The 17,188-nt window shown below is 57.4% G+C and carries 14 protein-coding genes; 5 read left to right on the top strand and 9 right to left on the bottom strand.

The features are described from left to right. Positions 1–60: 60 nt before the first annotated feature. The 3 genes from BIND_RS14505 to BIND_RS14495 form a co-directional block, all read right to left on the bottom strand. Complete coding sequence (locus BIND_RS14505; protein WP_012385796.1) at positions 61–999, bottom strand: sugar kinase; 939 nt, start codon at positions 997–999, stop codon at positions 61–63. 27 nt (positions 1,000–1,026) lie between these two features. Then, positions 1,027–2,826 (bottom strand): IlvD/Edd family dehydratase, encoded by a 1,800-nt coding sequence (locus BIND_RS14500; RefSeq protein ID WP_012385795.1) that lies wholly within the window; start codon positions 2,824–2,826, stop codon positions 1,027–1,029. A 159-nt stretch (positions 2,827–2,985) separates the two neighbouring features. Continuing rightward, positions 2,986–4,293: an MFS transporter gene (locus tag BIND_RS14495; RefSeq protein WP_012385794.1), complete on the bottom strand. Its 1,308-nt coding sequence runs from the start codon at positions 4,291–4,293 to the stop codon at positions 2,986–2,988. Positions 4,294–4,478: 185 nt separating this feature from the next. Between BIND_RS14495 and BIND_RS14490 the strand changes: the two genes are divergently transcribed. From BIND_RS14490 to BIND_RS14475, 4 genes are all read left to right on the top strand, one after another. Next, positions 4,479–5,288, top strand: coding sequence for an IclR family transcriptional regulator (locus tag BIND_RS14490; RefSeq protein WP_012385793.1), 810 nt, complete (start codon positions 4,479–4,481; stop codon positions 5,286–5,288). 104 nt (positions 5,289–5,392) lie between these two features. After that, complete coding sequence (locus BIND_RS14485; protein WP_012385792.1) at positions 5,393–6,367, top strand: 2-dehydro-3-deoxygalactonokinase; 975 nt, start codon at positions 5,393–5,395, stop codon at positions 6,365–6,367. Continuing rightward, on the top strand, positions 6,364–7,047 hold the full coding sequence (locus BIND_RS14480; protein WP_012385791.1) for a 2-dehydro-3-deoxy-6-phosphogalactonate aldolase: 684 nt from the start codon (positions 6,364–6,366) through the stop codon (positions 7,045–7,047). Before BIND_RS14485 ends, BIND_RS14480 begins: the two co-directional genes overlap by 4 nt. Before the next feature lie 210 nt (positions 7,048–7,257). Further along, entirely contained in the window at positions 7,258–7,911 is a 654-nt protein-coding gene (locus BIND_RS14475) for an FABP family protein (RefSeq protein ID WP_012385790.1), read from the top strand. Positions 7,912–8,134: 223 nt separating this feature from the next. On the opposite strand, the gene eda is transcribed toward BIND_RS14475, so the two are convergent. The 6 genes from eda to BIND_RS14445 all read right to left on the bottom strand — a co-directional run bounded on the left by eda (position 8,135) and on the right by BIND_RS14445 (position 15,160). Next, positions 8,135–8,794 (bottom strand): bifunctional 4-hydroxy-2-oxoglutarate aldolase/2-dehydro-3-deoxy-phosphogluconate aldolase, encoded by a 660-nt coding sequence (eda, locus tag BIND_RS14470; protein ID WP_012385789.1) that lies wholly within the window; start codon positions 8,792–8,794, stop codon positions 8,135–8,137. Beyond that, complete coding sequence (edd, locus tag BIND_RS14465; protein ID WP_012385788.1) at positions 8,791–10,632, bottom strand: phosphogluconate dehydratase; 1,842 nt, start codon at positions 10,630–10,632, stop codon at positions 8,791–8,793. The genes eda and edd overlap by 4 nt, the downstream gene beginning before the upstream one ends. A gap of 106 nt (positions 10,633–10,738) precedes the next feature. Continuing rightward, entirely contained in the window at positions 10,739–12,217 is a 1,479-nt protein-coding gene (zwf, locus tag BIND_RS14460) for a glucose-6-phosphate dehydrogenase (RefSeq protein WP_012385787.1), read from the bottom strand. A gap of 296 nt (positions 12,218–12,513) precedes the next feature. After that, a complete protein-coding gene (locus BIND_RS14455) occupies positions 12,514–13,482 on the bottom strand; it encodes a carbohydrate kinase family protein (RefSeq protein ID WP_012385786.1) in 969 nt (322 codons plus the stop codon). Beyond that, positions 13,479–13,931 (bottom strand): RbsD/FucU family protein, encoded by a 453-nt coding sequence (locus BIND_RS14450; protein WP_012385785.1) that lies wholly within the window; start codon positions 13,929–13,931, stop codon positions 13,479–13,481. The genes BIND_RS14455 and BIND_RS14450 overlap by 4 nt, the downstream gene beginning before the upstream one ends. Further along, on the bottom strand, positions 13,925–15,160 hold the full coding sequence (locus BIND_RS14445) for an ROK family transcriptional regulator (RefSeq protein WP_012385784.1): 1,236 nt from the start codon (positions 15,158–15,160) through the stop codon (positions 13,925–13,927). The genes BIND_RS14450 and BIND_RS14445 overlap by 7 nt, the downstream gene beginning before the upstream one ends. Positions 15,161–15,582: 422 nt before the next feature. On the opposite strand from BIND_RS14445, the gene BIND_RS14440 reads away from it, so the two are divergent. Beyond that, positions 15,583–17,139: a sugar ABC transporter ATP-binding protein gene (locus BIND_RS14440; protein WP_012385783.1), complete on the top strand. Its 1,557-nt coding sequence runs from the start codon at positions 15,583–15,585 to the stop codon at positions 17,137–17,139. The last annotated feature ends 49 nt before the right edge of the window (positions 17,140–17,188 follow it).

The following is a 17,188-nucleotide window of genomic DNA, read 5'->3' as shown; positions in this document are numbered from 1 at the left end:
ATGGAAAGATGAAACATTATCTTTCCATGCCCCTTTCAAATAATGTATTGCCGATGCCTATCAATCTGCGCTGATCGCATTCATGGACTCGGGGGCGAGTGTCCGCATGGCTTCTTGCGGGATGATGGCGCCGGGATAGCAAATGACCAAAGCCGCGAGTCTATGGCCGGCGCGGGCGGCTTCTAGAGGGCTCTGACCTTGCAAACGCGAGGCGAGATAACCGGCGTTGAAGGAATCGCCTGCTGCTGTTGTGTCAATCGGTTTGATCCCTGGTTCGGCTGGAACGTCGTAGGTCTGAGAGCTGGTGACGACGAGACAGCCCTGAGGTCCCGATTTGATGACGATTTCCTCGATGCCGAAGCTTTGCAGCCGAGTAATGCAGGCTTGCGGATCACGATCGCCGAAGAGCAGCTTTTCATCATCGAAGGTCGGCAGTGCGAGATCGACATGAGGGAGAATGGTTTCGAAAGCCTGGAGCGCGGTCTCTCTGTTTGGCCAGCCGCGCGGACGATAATTCCCATCGAAGGCGATATGGCCGCCGGCCTTGCGGATTTGCGTCAGGAGCTCGATGAGGCGCTGTCGTCCCGAAACATCGTAAAGAGAAAGCGTGATGCCAGAGAGATAGAACCAATCATATTGCGCCAGCGCGGCGAAATCTTCGTTCGTGATGAAGTTGAAAAAATCCCGTGCGGGTGCTTGGTCACGCCAATAAAGAAAACTGCGTTCTCCTTTGTCATCGACCTGGATCATGTAAAGACCTGGCAAGCGGCCAGGAATTCGTTTCACCGCGCTGACGCCGAGCCCTTCATTGCGCCACAATGTGATCATGGCGTCGCTCAGGCGGTCATCGCCCAGTGCCGTGAGATAATCGGTATGAATGCCGAGCCGCGCCAAATAGACGGCGGTATTCAAAGTATCGCCACCGAAGCTTTGAGTGAATAGGCCGGGCCCCCGTTCCAGCAATTCCACCATACATTCGCCGAGTGAAGCAATTTTCATATCAGCCTCGCCATCAGCTTGACGGAGTCAATGACTGTCACGCGGAACACCATAAGTCGATGCGACCCGCTGATATTTGACAGCGGGCTTCAGCACCATGCCTTGTGCAAGCTGGTCGACTATTCCTCTTTGAATTTCCTGCCAGGGTGTTTGCGACGGCGGATATTTGTATCCGCCATGTGCCTGGAAATCGGCGCGGCGCTGTGCGAGTTCTTCATCCGAGATGAGAATATCCGCGCGTCCTTTAAGAAGATCAATGCGGACGCGGTCGCCCGTTCGTAGCAAGGCGAGGCCACCGCCCGCCGCCGCTTCTGGCGAGGCATTCAGGATGGAAGGGGAACCGGATGTGCCCGACTGCCGCCCATCGCCAATGCAGGGCAGGGACGTGATGTTGCGTTGCAAGAGATAGGAAGGCGCCCGCATATTTACGACTTCCGCCGAGCCAGGAAAACCGATCGCACCCGTCCCCCGGATGAAGAGCAGGCAATGTTCATCGATATTGAGGGAAGGATCGTCGATACGCTGATGATAATCCTCAGGTCCGTCGAAGACGACGGCGCGGCCTTCGAAGGCATCGGGATCTTGCGGATTGGACAAATAGCGCGTGCGGAATTCATCCGAAATGACGCAGGTTTTCATGATGGCGGAGTCGAAAAGATTGCCGCGGACTACCTTGAATCCAGCGGCGGGCACCAAAGCCGTTTCAAAGGTGCGGATCACATCGGCGTCAAGAGCTGCCCGTTCGTGGCAATTATCACCCATCGTGCGACCATTGACCGTCAGCGCATTTTCGTGGATCAAGCCATGACGCATCAATTCATGAACGACGGCGGGGACGCCGCCGGCGCGATGAAAATCCTCGCCGAGATATGTCCCCGCCGGCTGAAGATTGACGATCAGGGGAACTTGCCCACCGACACGCTCCCAATCATCGACCTCGAGCGGAACCCCGACATGGCGCGCGATGGCATTGATATGAATCGGGGCATTGGTCGAACCCCCGATCGCCGAATTGACGATGATCACGTTTTCCAAAGCCTGCCGGGTGATGATGTCGGAGGGTTTGAGATCCTCGAACACCATGTCGACGATACGCTTGCCGGTCTCATAGGCGATCTGTCCGCGCTCCCGATAGGGGGCGGGAATGGCAGCACAGCCGGGCAGGGACATGCCGAGCGCTTCAGCCAGGGAATTCATCGTTGTCGCTGTACCCATCGTATTACAATAGCCAGCCGAGGGCGCGGAAGACGCGACCAGCTCGATGAATTTCTGATAATCGATCTCGCCCTTGGCGAGTAATTCCCGCGCTTTCCAGATGATGGTCCCGGAGCCCGTCCTCTCGCCGTTGAACCAGCCATTGAGCATGGGGCCGCCGGTGAGCACGATGGCCGGTAGATCGACGGTCGCCGCCGCCATCAGGCAGGCAGGCGTGGTTTTATCGCAGCCGGTTGTCAAGACCACGCCGTCGAGCGGATAACCGTAGAGAATTTCGACGAGACCGAGATAAGCGAGATTACGATCCAGTGCGGCCGTTGGCCGTTTGCCGGTTTCTTGGATCGGATGGACAGGGAATTCGATGGCTATGCCGCCCGCTTCACGTATGCCTTCACGGACACGCTTGGCAAGTTCGAGATGCGGCCTGTTGCAGGGCGAGAGATCGGAGCCCGTCTGTGCTATGCCGATGATTGGCTTGCCCGATTGCAGTTCCTTGGCGGTCAGCCCGTAATTCAGATAGCGTTCGAGATACAGCGCCGTCATGTCAGGGTTCGCGGGATTGTCGAACCAGGCGCGGGAGCGTAGCTCTTCGGGCTTCTTCTTCATGGGCATGGTATTCGGTCTTCCAGTCTCGGATCGTGGATGCCTGCTTGGCCTTATACCAAAGGCCGTAAAGAACGGCCTTTGGTTCCTTTCTTGAATTTTCGCTTTTTCAAAGCGAGAGCGAAAATTCAAGAGCGGTCCAATGGTCATTGATCATGACCGTTGGCCTTACGATGCCGCACGTGCGGTCAGGCCTGACTGTGCCTTTTCTATCTGGCTCCGCCGGATGACTCTCTGGACATAGAAGGTCATGAGGCCGGCGATTGCGAGGCAGGCGGCAAGGAACAGCATGGGCAGTGTGGTGCTGCCCGTGGTGTCTTTGATCCAAGGCACGACATTCTGGGAGATGAAACCGCCGAGATTGCCGACCGAATTGATCATGGCGAGACCCGCGGCAGCCGAGGCGCCGGTGAGAAAGGTCGAGGGCAGGCTCCACAAGACCGGCTGACCGGAAAAAATGCCGACAGCGGCGCCGCACAGGAAAGCAAAACGCAGTACGTTATCATTGACGTAAACGCTGAGGACGAGACAAGCAGCACCGAACAGGGCAGGCCCGACAATGAAGGCCGTCTGTTTGCCGGCTTTGGCCGCCAAAGCGGGAACGATTTTCAAGCCGAGGCCAACAAAGATCCAGGGAATGACGTTGATGAATCCATTGACGGTATTACTGACACCAAATCCTTTGACGATGGTCGGGAGCCAGTAGCTAAGACCATAAGCAGCCAGCGGAAAGCCGATATAATAGAGTGACATCAACAATACGCGCGGATCGAGCAAGGTTTTGAATGGATTGCCATGCTCGGTTTTGCTCACGTCTTCGGCTGCAAGTCTCTGCTTGAGCCAGGCTTTTTCCTGATCGCTCAGAAACCGCGCTTGCTGCGGTCCATCGACCAAGTAAAACAAGGTGACGATGCCCATGATCACCGCCGGAGCGCCGGTGATGAGGAACACCCATTGCCAGCCCTGCAAGCCACCCATACCGTCGAGATCGAGCAAGAGGCCGCCAATAGGCGCGCCGATCGCATTCGCAAGCGCGCTGAACAGCATGAACGAGCCAACCATGCGGCTGCGATATTCAAACGGAAACCAGAGCGTGACGAGAAACAGAATGCCGGGGAAGAAACCAGCCTCGCAAACACCGAGCAGAAAGCGCAAAATATAGAACATTGTCGCATTGCGCGTAAACGCCAGCAGAAGCGTCACGAGACCCCAGGAAAGCATGATGCGCGTAAACCAGCGCCGCGCGCCAACCTTGACGAGAATGATATTGCTGGGCACCTCAAAGAGAAAATAGCCGATAAAGAAGAGAGAGGCGCCGAGGCCGTAAATATATTCGCTGAAGCCGAGATCGCCGACCATTTGCAATTTGGCGAAGCTGACGTTCTGCCGGTCGATATAGGCGATGAGATAGATGAAGCCGAGATAGGGAATGAGCCGCCAGGTGATCTTTTGGACGAGTGCCTGTTCGTCGATCATTAAATGGCCCTCCCGCTCCGCATGGTTTTGGTCCATGCCTTGATTCATGATTAAGTTCCATTGAATGGAACAGTGTTCTGTTCTATGATTGATAAGCCGCAATGTTCGGCAAGTCAATGCTATTGGATCCGCTCCTGATGTGAAACCTTGCGAAGGGCGGAGACACGAGAACGAGCCAAGTTATCATGACGAATGCGGTCGATAAACAAAACGATATGAGCAGCCCGATCACGAAAGCGCTGCATCTTCTCGATATTGTCGCCTCCTTTGAGAGACCGGCGCGATTTTCAGAAATTCAGCAGATTGCCGGCCTGTCCAAGGCGACATTGCACCGCTTGTTGAAACAGCTCGAAGCTGAACGCATGTTGTCATTTGATGAGGAGGCGCAGCGTTATCATCTTGGGCTTCGCCTGATCCGCCTGGCGCATGGGGCTTGGGAAACAGCATCCTTGGCCGCGGTCGCGCGTCCGATGCTCGACCGACTCGCGGAAAAGCTCGGCTTGACGATTCATCTTGGTTGTCTTGAGGGCGATCAGGTTCTCTATCTGGACAAACGCACGGCCAAATCGTCCGTGCGGATGTTTTCATCACCGGGACGTGTGGCGCCTCTCCATTGCACGGGCCTTGGCAAGGCCATGCTGGCCTATCTCGATGCGAAGCAGAAAGACACTATTGTCGGACGACTGAGCATGAAGCCATTTACCGATAAAACGATCACGAAACGCCAGGATCTTTTGAAAAATCTGGCGGAAATTAGAAGGGTCGGATTTGCCATCGATGATCAGGAACATGAGCCTTCCATCATCTGCCTTGCTGTTCCGATCCTTGGCCGGAATGGGGCGATGATCGGCGCTCTCTCGACGACTTCGACGACTTATCAGCATGATTTGGAGGGTCTGAAAGCTTTTTATGAGGATTTGCATGGCGCGGCCCAAACGATTGCGCGCGATGCGGAAGTGCAATTTCTGGCGCAGAAGCAATCTGGCCCGCGATAAAGCAAACGCCTTAGGGAAGTATGAGAGTGAATTGACAAAAGGGCAGGGAATAGTTCATTTTAACAAAACTTAGTTCTGTTCAATGGAACGTTGAGATTCCAGCCATGATCCATGCAAGGGAGCCTTTCGTCGTCGCGGTGGACTGGGGAACCTCCAGTCTGCGGCTTTGGGTCCTGGCCCCTGACGGCACTATTCTGGCGCATCGGCGCTCTTGCGAGGGCATGAACCAAATTTCCACCGGCGGCTTCGAAACGATTTTGCGCCAGCACCTTGCGCAATTTGCAGAGGATCTCGGAATAACAGGCTGGCCCGAGCCTGTGCCCGTCATCTGTTGCGGTATGGTTGGGGCGCGGCAGGGATGGCGGGAAGCGGCCTATCTAACTGTCCCGCAAAAACTCGAGGCTTTGATCGAGGCGGCGATTGTCTTGACCCCTTCCGGTCTCGATGTGCGCATTCTTCCAGGGCTGGCTTGCGATGACCCGCGCCATCCAGATGTCATGCGGGGCGAGGAAACCCAATTGCTTGGCCTGATCTGCGAGGAGGATGCTGTCTCCGGCTGGGTTTGTTTGCCTGGCACGCATACGAAATGGGCCTTGCTCGAGCATGGCGAGATCACGACCTTCACGACGGCGATCAGTGGTGAATTGTTCGGGCTTTTATCCAAGCACAGCATTTTGCGCCATACGATTGGACAGGCTTCGGCGAGCAATGAACCCTCACCAGCGTTCCGGCTGGGACTGAGCGAGGGGCAGTCCGATCCAGGAAAATTGGTTTCGACCTTATTTTCCCTGCGGGCGCGGCATCTTCTCTTCTCACAATCGGAGAAGGAGGCCGCGGATTGGCTTTCCGGGCTTTTGATCGGCTGTGAAACCGCTGCCGTTTTGAAGGATATCGGGCAAGCTACTGTGGTGACGCTCGTCACGGATGACAAATTCCAAGCTCTCTATACGGAAGCGATCACGGCGATGGAACATGAAGTCCGCTTTTTCGACGCCGATCGCGCTGTATGCGCCGGGCTTTTTCATGCCGCGCGCCACATTTGGCCGGCCCTTCAAACGGAAAGGGTACTCTTCCCATGACGGAAACTGTGACGCACACACATCCAGACTCCCTACCGAAGCAGGTGCCCTGGCCGAAACTCAAACGTAATCTCGTTGCGATCTTGCGCGGCATCAAGCCGGATGAAGTCGAAGCCATTGGCATGGCTTTGTTCGAGGCCGGTTTCGATGCCATCGAGGTGCCCTTGAATTCGCCGGAGCCTTTGGAATCCATCGCGCGGCTTCTCAAGCTCTTGCCGGCGCATGTCCTGATTGGTGCGGGTACAGTCACGGAAATCGAGCAGGTCGATGCTCTCGCGGCCATTGGTGGGCGTTTGATGGTGAGCCCCAATTTCGACAAACGCGTCCTCCATCGCGCCGCCTCGGCCGGTCTTGTGACAATGCCCGGAATTTTTACCGCCACCGAGGCGTTCGCGGCGATCCATCACGGCGCCTCCGCACTCAAATTTTTTCCCGCCAGCGTGCTAGGGCCGGGGGGCATCGGTGCCATTAAAACGGTTTTGCCGAAAACGACGGTAGTCGGTGCCGTCGGTGGGGTCAGCGAGGAGCATTTTGGGGCTTATGTGGCGGTGGGTGTCACGGCCTTCGGGCTGGGGTCGAGCCTCTACAAACCCAATATGACCCATGAGGACGTTGCACAAAGGGCGCGCCTCGCAGTGGCAGCCTATGATCAGGTTTTCAATGCCCATATGTTTGCCTGATCAAAGGGAACTTTGCGCGCCACGTCCCAATGTTGAACGACCGATCTTTTCCCTTCTCAGGTCGTATCATTTTCACTGTTTCATGAGCTGCCCCCAGTCTTGCCAACTTGGGGAAGCGCCCTTGCGATATTTTCGCTTTTCCGGGAATCGGATCTGTGCCTTGATCTTGGCATTATCCCATTTGGGAGATGCTGAAGGCTGGAGACCGCGATGACGGAAATGTATAGCCACTACCAAAAAGATATTTATACGGAGCCTGCGGGTGTTGATACCAACACGTTAAAAAATCTCGGTCCCTTGCAGCCGATGGCAGGTATTTGGCGTGGGACGAAAGGTTTGGACGTCAATCCGAAAGCGGACGGACCGCAGACTCAGGCCTTCGTCGAACGGTTGGAGCTCCAACCAATAGATCCGCAGACGAATGGGCCGCAATTACTCTACGGGCTTCGCTATCATCAGCACATTGTGAAACCTGGCGAGATTGAAACGTACCATGATCAAATCGGCTATTGGCTTTGGGAGCCTGCCACAGGAATGATTATCCAGACGCTCACAATTCCACGCGGGCAGACGGCGATGGCGGTTGGCAAGGCGGCGCCGAATGCGAAAGAATTCGAGCTTGTCGCTACGCGGGGCGTAACGACGAACGGTATTTGCTCGAACCCCTTTCTCGAAGAAGCCTTTCGGACAGACGAATATCGCATCAAAATAGCGATCCATGACGATGGAACATGGTCCTACGACGAGACCACCACGCTGATGATCAGGGGCGAGAAGAGCTTCGCGCACACGGATAAAGACACTTTGGTCAAGATCGGAGAGCCGACGCCCAATCCGCTTGCGATGAAGGGCAAGGGTCAGTAGAGCATCGGACTTTCCAATGCTCTAAAGTGGCTTCCGTTCGCTGGTATGCTCGCTATAACGCGACGGGGAGCGCTGCGTGGCCTAGGCGCAGCGCTCCCCGTCTCTCCGGAGGGTCCGAAATGGGGGGCTGATTCAGGACCCTCGGACAGTTTTGCTGCAGGTCAAAAGGGTGCAGCTGAGATCACAAAGGGGACGCGCCAAGCACAGCCCCTCCATACTGTGTTTATGATGCTGGCTTCAGGGCGCTCGCGGCCGCGCTCGCTTTCTCGATAGCGGTCCAATCCTTGGCCTTGATATGATCGCGTTTGAGCATCCAGGAGCCGCCGACGCAGATGACATTGGGCAGCGCCAGATAGCGCGGTGCGCTATCGATTGACACGCCGCCTGTGGGGCAGAAAGTCAGTTGCGGTAAAGGTGCCGCCAGCGCCGAAAGATAGGGGATGCCGCCCGCAGGCTCCGCCGGGAAGAATTTGGCATAAGTGAAGCCGCGCTCGATCAAGGCCATGGCTTCGGAGGCTGTGGCAATGCCCGGCAGCAGCGGCAGGTTGAGTGAGGCCGAGGCATCGAGCAGGCGGTCGGTCGCCCCAGGTGAAACGGCGAAACGCGCCCCCGCCTTTTGCGCCGCTTCGAGTTGGCTCGCTTCCAAAATCGTGCCGACGCCGGGGATCGCGCCCTCGACCTCGGCGGCGATGACACGGATTGCCTCCATCGCGACTTTGGTGCGCAAGGTCACTTCAATGGCCGGAAGACCGCCGGCGACGAGCGCCTTGGCGAGCGGCACGGCATCGGCCAGATCCTCGATCGTGACGACGGGAACGACCGGCGCCGAGGTCAGGATCGAGGCTAAGCCGGATTGCAAGTCTGTGTGAGGATCATGGCTCATGCCGGAACTCCTGAGAAAATGCTGGCGCCGGCATCCGCCGCTCCGACGGAGGCGCGGAAGGTCGAGAATAGCTCGCGCCCGATACCATAATGCGAAGAGGAGAGATCTTCCGTGACCGGCGTGCGTGCCGCCCATTCGGCGGGATCGATCAGCACGGTCAGCGTGCCCGCGACCGCATCGAGCCGGATCAGATCGCCCTCGCGCACTTTGGCGATCGGGCCACCTTCGGCGGCTTCCGGCGTGACGTGAATGGCAGAGGGGACTTTGCCGGAAGCGCCGGACAATCTGCCGTCGGTGACGAGCGCGACCTTGAACCCGCGATCCTGCAAGATCCCCAAAGGCGGCATCAATTTGTGCAATTCCGGCATGCCGATCGCCTTGGGCCCTTGAAAGCGCACGACGGCGATAAAATCCTGTTCGAGCTCGCCCGCTTTGAAGGCTGTTTGCAAAGCCTCTTGCGAATGGAAGATGCGGGCCGGCGCCTCGATGACATGCCGCTCCGCCGCGACAGCCGAGGTTTTGATGACCGCCCGGCCGAGATCGCCATTCAATACGCGCAACCCGCCGGTCGGCTGGAAGGGCTTGTCTACACCGCGCAAGATGGTTTCGTCACCGGTCTTGGCCGCGCCGTCGCGCCAGGCAAGCGCCCCATCAGCGTCGAGCCAGGGTTCCTGCACGTAAGAGCCAAGGCTCTGGCCGAATACGGTCGTTGCGTTCTTGTGCAACAGGCCCGCGCCGATCAATTCACGGATGAGGAAGCCCATGCCGCCCGCCGCATGGAAATGATTCACATCCGCCGTGCCGTTCGGATAGATGCGGGTCAAGAGGGGCGTCACCTCGGCGAGATCGGCGAAATCCTGCCAATCGAGCGTCAGCCCCGCCGCCGCCGCCATAGCGACGAGATGCAAAGTGTGGTTGGTCGAGCCACCTGTCGCATTCAAGCCGACAATGCCATTAATGAAAGCGCGCTCGTCGAGCATCCGGCCGATTGGCGTATAATCATTGCCGAAAGTCGTGATGGCCATGGCGCGCTCCGCCGCCGCGCGGGTCAGGGCTTGGCGCAGCGGCGTGTTGGGCGTGACGAAGGACGAGCCCGGCAGATGCAGACCCATGATTTCCATCAGCATCTGATTGGTATTGGCGGTACCGTAGAAGGTGCAGGTCCCGACGCCGTGATAGGATTTGGCTTCGATATCGAGCAAGGCGGCGCGGTCGACCTTGCCTTCCGCGAACAGTTGGCGGACCTTGGCTTTCTCGCTATTCGGCACGCCAGACGTCATTGGCCCCGAGGGGATGAACACTGCAGGCAGATGGCCGAAAGACAAGGCACCAATAACGAGACCCGGCACGATCTTATCGCAGATGCCGAGATAGACGGCGGCGTCGAAGGTCTGGTGCGAGAGGGCCACCGCTGTGGAAAGGGCAATGACATCACGCGAGAAAAGCGACAGCTCCATGCCGGCCTCGCCCTGGGTGATGCCGTCGCACATCGCAGGCACGCCGCCGGCCACCTGGGCTGTGCCGCCCGCCGCCCGCGCCGCCGCGCGAATCAATTCGGGAAAATGCTCATAAGGCTGATGCGCTGAAAGCATGTCGTTATAGGCGGTGACGATCGCGAGATTGGCGCCATCGCCGGCGCGCAGCATGACCTTGTCCTCAGCACCACAGGCGGCAAAACCATGGGCCTGATTGGCGCAGCCAAGCTTTTGGCGTTGCGGTTTGGCGCTGGCTGCCTGCTCGATCCGGTCGAGATAGCGACGGCGCTGGTCATGACTGCGCCGCGCCACCCGTTCCGTCACGTCCCCGATCCGGGCGTTGATCGTCGCTTCGATGGTCATGGTTCCTCCCAGATCATCGGTCCCAGAAGTAGCGTCCACTTTTGGAACCAATCTGATGCGTTCTAAAAAATGCAGCGCGCTGGCTTTCGTGCTGCGCGCGCTTTCGTCAGTTGCTTTCCTCGAGCCAGGTTCGACCGTCGCGCTCGATCAAGGCGATCGAGGCCGAGGGACCCCAAGTGCCGGCCGTATAGGATTTGGGAGCCTCGCCGCTATTGCGCCAAGCATCGAGTATCGGATCGATCCAACGCCAGGCGGCCTCGACCTCATCGCGGCGCATGAAGAGGGTCTGATTGCCACGCACGACATCGAGCAACAGACGCTCATAGGCATCCGGGTTGCGCATGTGGAAGGCTTCGGCGAAAGTCATGTCGAGAGGGACATGCTGAAGGCGCATGCCGCCGGGACCCGGGTCCTTGATCATGAGCCAAAGCTTGACGCCTTCATCGGGTTGCAGGCGCAAGACCAGCCGGTTGGCGGCGATGGCGCCGACCGAGGCGCCAAACACCGAATGCGGGATGGGGCGGAACGCGACGACGATTTCCGAGACCCGCGAGGCGAGTCTCTTGCCTGTGCGCAAATAGAAGGGGACACCCGCCCAGCGCCAGTTCAAGACCTCGGCCTTCAGGGCGACGAAGGTCTCGGTCATGCTGGTGTGCTGTCCCAATTCATCGAGATAGCCCGGTACCGCGCTACCATGGGCGCTGCCGGCGCGATACTGGCCGCGGACAGTGAGCGAAGCGATATTCTGCTCGTCGATGGGCCGCAGCGCGCGCAGCACTTTCAATTTCTCATCGCGCATCGCATCGGCGTCCAAAGCGCTCGGCGGCTCCATGGCGATGAGACAGAGAAGCTGCAGAAGATGGTTCTGGACCATGTCGCGCAGGGCGCCGGCCGTGTTGTAATAAGCGGCGCGTCCTTCGACACCAAGGCTTTCGGCGACGGTGATCTGCACATGATCGATATGGGCGGCATTCCACAAAGGCTCGAAAAGAGCATTGGCGAAACGCAGCACCATCAGATTTTGCACGGTCTCCTTACCGAGATAATGATCGATGCGATAAATTCGATCCTCGGCGAAGACGGCGCCGATGGCGTCATTGATGCGCGCAGCCGAGACACCATCCTTGCCGAGCGGTTTCTCGACGATGATGCGGGCCTGCGGCGTCACCAAGCCATGCGCCGAAAGCCGTGTCGCGATGGGCCCGAAGAGGTCCGGACTGGTCGCGAGATAAAAGGCGCGCACGCGGTCGGGGTCATCGCCAAGCTGGGTTTTGAGATCGTCCCAGCCGGCCTCGCCATTCCCGTCGACGGCGACATATTCGATCATCGACAAAAAGTCTTTGGCCGCGTCGATCTGCGCCCGTTCAAAGCCGGAAATATCTTGCAGCGATTTGGCGACGGTCGCGCGGAAAACATCAGTCTCGACCGGCTGCCGGGAAACCGAGAAAATGCGCGTCGGCTGTGTCAATTGCTCGTCAAGAAATCGCCGGAAGAGGGCCGGATAGAGTTTGCGATAGGCGAGATCGCCCGTCCCGCCGAAGACGACGAGATCGAAAGGGTCGACCTTCACGATACGGGAAACCATGTTGGGATGTTCCTTGCTTCGATCCCGAGCGTCAATGCGCTTTCGATCAATTCGATGCGACTTCAAAACCGGCGGCCCCGATGTCTGATGTCACGTATCGAGAATCACAGATTCTCGATACGTCGCTTTTTTAAACCGTATCCACTTGTCCTCATTGAACCGCGACGAGCACACTTCAATGAGGGTGGATACTAGGGGGCCATACTGAGCTTGCCTGGGCCTAGCGGCTTGGGGCTTATTATGCTTCGATTGTTACACGATGGGCTTCTGGTTGCTTGATTTGAGCTCTTCGGCTCTTAAACGTTGCAGACGTTATCCATGTGAAGGACCGCAAGAACTTCCTCATGCGTCGGCAGGTCCGCTCCCTGTCTGGTACAGGTGATCGATGAGGCCGCGACGGCATAATGCATCGTCCGCCGTAAACCTTCTGTGTTCAGATCGCGTAATTTTGACTTATGCAGCATGCCTTGGCGGCCAAGATCTGCCAGCAAGGCCGCATGAAACGTGTCGCCAGCGCCGACCGTATCGACGACCGTGATGGATCGGCCCGGCACAGTGACGCGCTCACCGCTTTTCAGGAAACCGATCGCGCCATCCGGTCCACGCGTAATCAAAACGAGGGCGGCACCCGCCTTCAGCCAGCTTTCCGCAATATCGGCGATATCGGCCTCCGCGCCATAGGCGATCGCAATATCTTCCTCGCTCGCCTTGACGATATCGGCAATTGCCAGAAAATCATTGAACCGTCGCCGCCAGGCGGCCATGTCGGGGGTGACCGTCGGCCGTAAATTAGGATCGAGCGAAATCACCCGCCGGGAAGCTTCCCGGCGTGCCAAGGCGAGATAGGCATCCGAGACCGGTGTGACCGCCAGGGTATAAGACCCGAAAGTGATGGCCTTGATGTCATCACGCAAAGGCGCGGAAAGATCGGCCTCGGTCACCTGCCGGTCGGCCTTGCCTTCGCCGTGGAAGGCATAAGTCGGATGGCCGGCGCTATCGGTCGCAACAATGCTGAGCGTCGTCAGGCAATCGGAGCGGACTGAATAGGTGAGATCAACATGTTCTCGTACTAGGCGCGCCGTGAGCAGCGAGCCGAAATGATCAGAGGACAGGCCACCGCAGAAGGAGGCCTGTTCGCCGAGACGAGCCAAAGCGATGGCGACATTGAAGGGAGAGCCGCCGAGCACGGCCTCTGTCTTCAGCCCGCCAGCAGGCGTTTCGGACACGAAGAAATCGATCAGAGCCTCGCCGCAGACCAGGATCATAGGTGACTTCCATTCGAGTGAATGACGCCCTTACGCAGAACGATATTGCCGTAGAGCCGCCGCTCTCCCGAAGCGACGATCGCATAGGCGCCCTTGACGCGGTCGTAGAAGGCAGCGCCCTTGAGGGGCACAACCTTGATGCCCGGATCATGTTTAGCGACCAGAGTTTCATATTCGCTATGCAGCGCCGCCGTCGCTTCGAGACCTTTTGCATCGCCGGCAGGGACCGGACGAAATACCGCCTCATCGACAGCGCGGTCGAGCGGCATCAAGGATAGCAGCGCGTCGAGCAGCGCCGGAAGATCATGGCCATCGGCGCGCACGCAACGCCGGGCATGGGCCTCGGCCGGATAATTGGCATCGACGATCGCGATTTCATCGCCATGCCCCATGGCCCGCAAGATACTTAAGAATTCGGGGCTGAGGATGGGATCGATTCCTTTCAGCATGGTGCTTCTTCCTTGAAGAGAACATCACGATCGAGCAGAAACCGCGCAAAAAGCGGAAGGCTCGCTGCACCGATCGAGCGCGCATTGATGCCGACGGCACCCTCGATTACATCGAAAGGCAATAATCCCTGCGTATCCATTGCAGCGATCTTCTCGCGCACACCTTCGACAAGGCGTTGACGGACATCGGAGGGGAAGGCGCCATCGATGATGGCCGCGCCGAAATCGATAATGGAGACTGCCGCCACAATCGCATGGGCAAGGCTTGCCGAGGCTTCCTCGATCCATTCGCTGAGAAAGGGTTCGAAAGGCTGCCACTCCATCGGCAGTTTGAACATCGAGCCGCGATCATGCCCTTGGGCGAGAAGCCGCTGTTCCAACCGGTAGAGGGACGCTGAACGAATGAGTTGCTCCGTGCCGCCATCCGATCTGGAAGAGGCGGGGACAGGCAGGGAGCCAAGCGCGCCAGCATTGCTGCGCCGGCCCGGATAGAGACTGCCGCCGAGCACAACACCGCCGCCGATGAAGGCGCCAATGAAGAAATACACAAAATCGGGATATTTATTGCCATTGCCAAAGATCAATTCGGCGCCGCTCGCCGCCGTAATATCATTGGCGATGATCACCGGAAACGAACATCTGAACTCGAGCTCGGCTTGAAGGTTGACATCGCGCCAAGCGTCGAGAGCGCCACTTGGCGCTCCGACTTGTTCGGCCCAGTTCCACAATTCATAAGGAACGGCGACGCCAAGACCAACTAAGCGTTGTCGTGCTTGCGGCGTGAGAACGTCCAAGACCTCCCGCAAGGCGGGTTCGAAGCCCGCAAAAATGTCCTTAGGAACCGGATAGGCATAGGTCCATTGAGCCTGGGCACGGATCTCTCCAACGAAATCCATCAGAATGACATGGGCGCTTCGCCGGCCGATCTTGAGGCCCAGTGAATAGGCGCCATCGGGGTCGAGCCGTAAGGGAATGGACGGCTGGCCGATGCGGCCGCGGCGAGGTTCCATGCGTAAAAGGAGACCATCAGCTTCGAGCGCCCGCACGATGACTGAGATCGTCTGCGCGGAAAGACCGGTGAGTTTGGTGATATCGGCTTTGGGGAGGCTCCCGTGCCGGCGCACGAGGGAAAGGACGAGCCGCTCGTTATAGGCCCGCACGCCAATGACATTAGTGCCCCGAACCGGAGTGGACGCTGATGTCGGGGTAAGGGTCGGGTCAAAGACCATGGTGCCGCTCGCTTGAAAGGTGAAATTCCGTTGCGAGCCAAGCTAGGTGTCATGAGCCAAGAGCACAATAAGCAGTCGGACTCGGGAATAAATTCCGCCGATTACTTTGAGCAAGATCACGAGAGCTAGACGTGGCTGATTGGAACTTCCCTTCCTCCCTTTAAAATTAAGCTTTTGCTTTTAATTTATGATCCTGAGCGATGAAAAGCTTCTTTTCAATCCGCTTGCATGAAATCATTGCCCAATGTGAGCTCGATTCTCTCTTTTGTCAATTAATAAATTATCTTGAATTAAATATTGACGGGCTCATCATTCAGTGTGATTATTCGTCGCAGTGATCCAGGCGTCTAGAGGCCGGTCGAGGCGTAAGTCGAGACAGGTTCCGCGCTGGCAAACAAAAAAGATCCGGGAGGATAAGGCTCATGACGCGCGCCCAAAACGCGAGGACGACCATCCTTGAGATGCGCAATGTCTCCAAAACCTTCGGCAGCGTAAAAGCGCTTCGCGATGTTTCCCTCGAGATTCGCGAGGGGGAAATCCACGCTTTGATGGGTGAGAACGGGGCCGGCAAGTCCACTTTGATGAAGATTTTGTCGGGCGCCTATATTCCCGACCCCGGCTCGACGATCCTGCTCGACAACAAACCCGTGTCCATTACGGGCCCGCTGGCCGCCAGGGAACTTGGTATTTCGATCATCTATCAGGAACTGGCGCTCGCTCCCAATCTGACGGTGGCCGAGAATATTTACCTTGGTCGGGAGATCCGGCGCGGCGGGCTCGTCGATCGTGCCGCGATGATCGCTGGTTCTGCCAAGGTTTTGCAGCGGCTCGGCGCGACTTTTCAAGCGAAGGATCTTGTTCAGTCTCTGTCGATCGCTGAACGGCAATTAGTCGAGATTGCTCGCGCCGTCCATGCTCATTCGCGTATTCTTGTCATGGACGAGCCGACGACCACTTTGACTGAACGCGAGACCGATCGGTTGTTTGAAACCGTCCGGGCGCTCCGTGAAGATGGCCTTTCGATCATTTATATCAGTCATCGCATGAATGAGATCTATGCTCTGTCCGACCGGGTCTCGATCCTGCGCGACGGCACTTATATCGGCACGCTGGATCACGACGAGATTACGCCTGATGCCGTAGTCAAGATGATGGTCGGGCGCGACCTCACCTCATTTTATAAGAAAGAACATGACGCGCACGATGGTCGTGGCAACATCATTCTTTCGGTCAAGAATATTGGTGATTCCAAACGGATTTTCGACTGTTCCTTCGATCTGCATGAAGGGGAGGTTTTGGGAATTGCCGGCCTGGTCGGATCTGGGCGCACCGAACTTGCGCGGCTGATCTATGGCGTGGACCGGCGTCGCTCTGGCATCATCATGCTGAATGGTGAATCAAAGAAAATCGCCAGTGTGTCCGAGGCCATTGAAGCGGGCCTTCTCTATCTTACGGAAGATCGCAAACAGCTTGGTTTGTTTCTCGATATGTCTGTCGGGGAAAACATCAATCTTGGTGTCGCCAGCCGCGACGCGTACAAAGGCTGCTTCCTGAAACTGGGCAAGGCCCGCGAGCGCGCGGATGCCGCGATTGGTGATCTGAGCATCAAGGTCAAATCTCCCAAGACGCCGGTTGGGGCTCTCTCCGGCGGCAATCAACAGAAAGTCTTGTTGTCGCGCCTGCTGGAATTGAAACCGCGAGTCCTCATTCTGGATGAACCGACGCGTGGCATCGATATTGGTGCCAAATCCGAAATCTATCGGTTGATCAACGATCTTGTGAAATCTGGTATTGGCGTCATCGTCATCTCTTCCGAACTGCCTGAAATCGTTGGTGTATGTGATCGTGTTTTGGTCATGAGCGAAGGGCGTATCGCTGGAACGGTTGGTGGGCCTGACGCGCCACCGATCACTCAGGAAAATATCATTGCCTTGACCACGACGATGACTGATGCCGACGCGGTTGCTGTTGCCGCTTGAGGCCTCTTCCTTCCGCACATTCGTAAACCAGCGTTTCGCAAAAGAGTGG

The organism is Beijerinckia indica subsp. indica ATCC 9039, assembly GCF_000019845.1.
Taxonomy (GTDB): Bacteria; Pseudomonadota; Alphaproteobacteria; order Rhizobiales; family Beijerinckiaceae; genus Beijerinckia; species Beijerinckia indica.
The sequence above is the reverse complement of the archived record's forward strand: the minus strand, read 5'-3'. Positions and strand labels throughout refer to the sequence as shown.

Coding starts and splice junctions, on each gene's coding strand:
- BIND_RS14480 (WP_012385791.1), top strand. CDS start 6,364: ATGACGGAAACTGTGACGCACACACATCCAGACTCCCTACCGAAGCAG.
- BIND_RS14440 (WP_012385783.1), top strand. CDS start 15,583: ATGACGCGCGCCCAAAACGCGAGGACGACCATCCTTGAGATGCGCAAT.
- BIND_RS14455 (WP_012385786.1), bottom strand. CDS start 13,482: ATGATCCTGGTCTGCGGCGAGGCTCTGATCGATTTCTTCGTGTCCGAA.
- eda (WP_012385789.1), bottom strand. CDS start 8,794: ATGAGCCATGATCCTCACACAGACTTGCAATCCGGCTTAGCCTCGATC.
- BIND_RS14495 (WP_012385794.1), bottom strand. CDS start 4,293: ATGATCGACGAACAGGCACTCGTCCAAAAGATCACCTGGCGGCTCATT.
- BIND_RS14450 (WP_012385785.1), bottom strand. CDS start 13,931: ATGCTGAAAGGAATCGATCCCATCCTCAGCCCCGAATTCTTAAGTATC.
- edd (WP_012385788.1), bottom strand. CDS start 10,632: ATGACCATCGAAGCGACGATCAACGCCCGGATCGGGGACGTGACGGAA.
- BIND_RS14505 (WP_012385796.1), bottom strand. CDS start 999: ATGAAAATTGCTTCACTCGGCGAATGTATGGTGGAATTGCTGGAACGG.
- BIND_RS14475 (WP_012385790.1), top strand. CDS start 7,258: ATGACGGAAATGTATAGCCACTACCAAAAAGATATTTATACGGAGCCT.
- zwf (WP_012385787.1), bottom strand. CDS start 12,217: ATGGTTTCCCGTATCGTGAAGGTCGACCCTTTCGATCTCGTCGTCTTC.
- BIND_RS14490 (WP_012385793.1), top strand. CDS start 4,479: ATGACGAATGCGGTCGATAAACAAAACGATATGAGCAGCCCGATCACG.
- BIND_RS14485 (WP_012385792.1), top strand. CDS start 5,393: ATGATCCATGCAAGGGAGCCTTTCGTCGTCGCGGTGGACTGGGGAACC.
- BIND_RS14500 (WP_012385795.1), bottom strand. CDS start 2,826: ATGCCCATGAAGAAGAAGCCCGAAGAGCTACGCTCCCGCGCCTGGTTC.
- BIND_RS14445 (WP_012385784.1), bottom strand. CDS start 15,160: ATGGTCTTTGACCCGACCCTTACCCCGACATCAGCGTCCACTCCGGTT.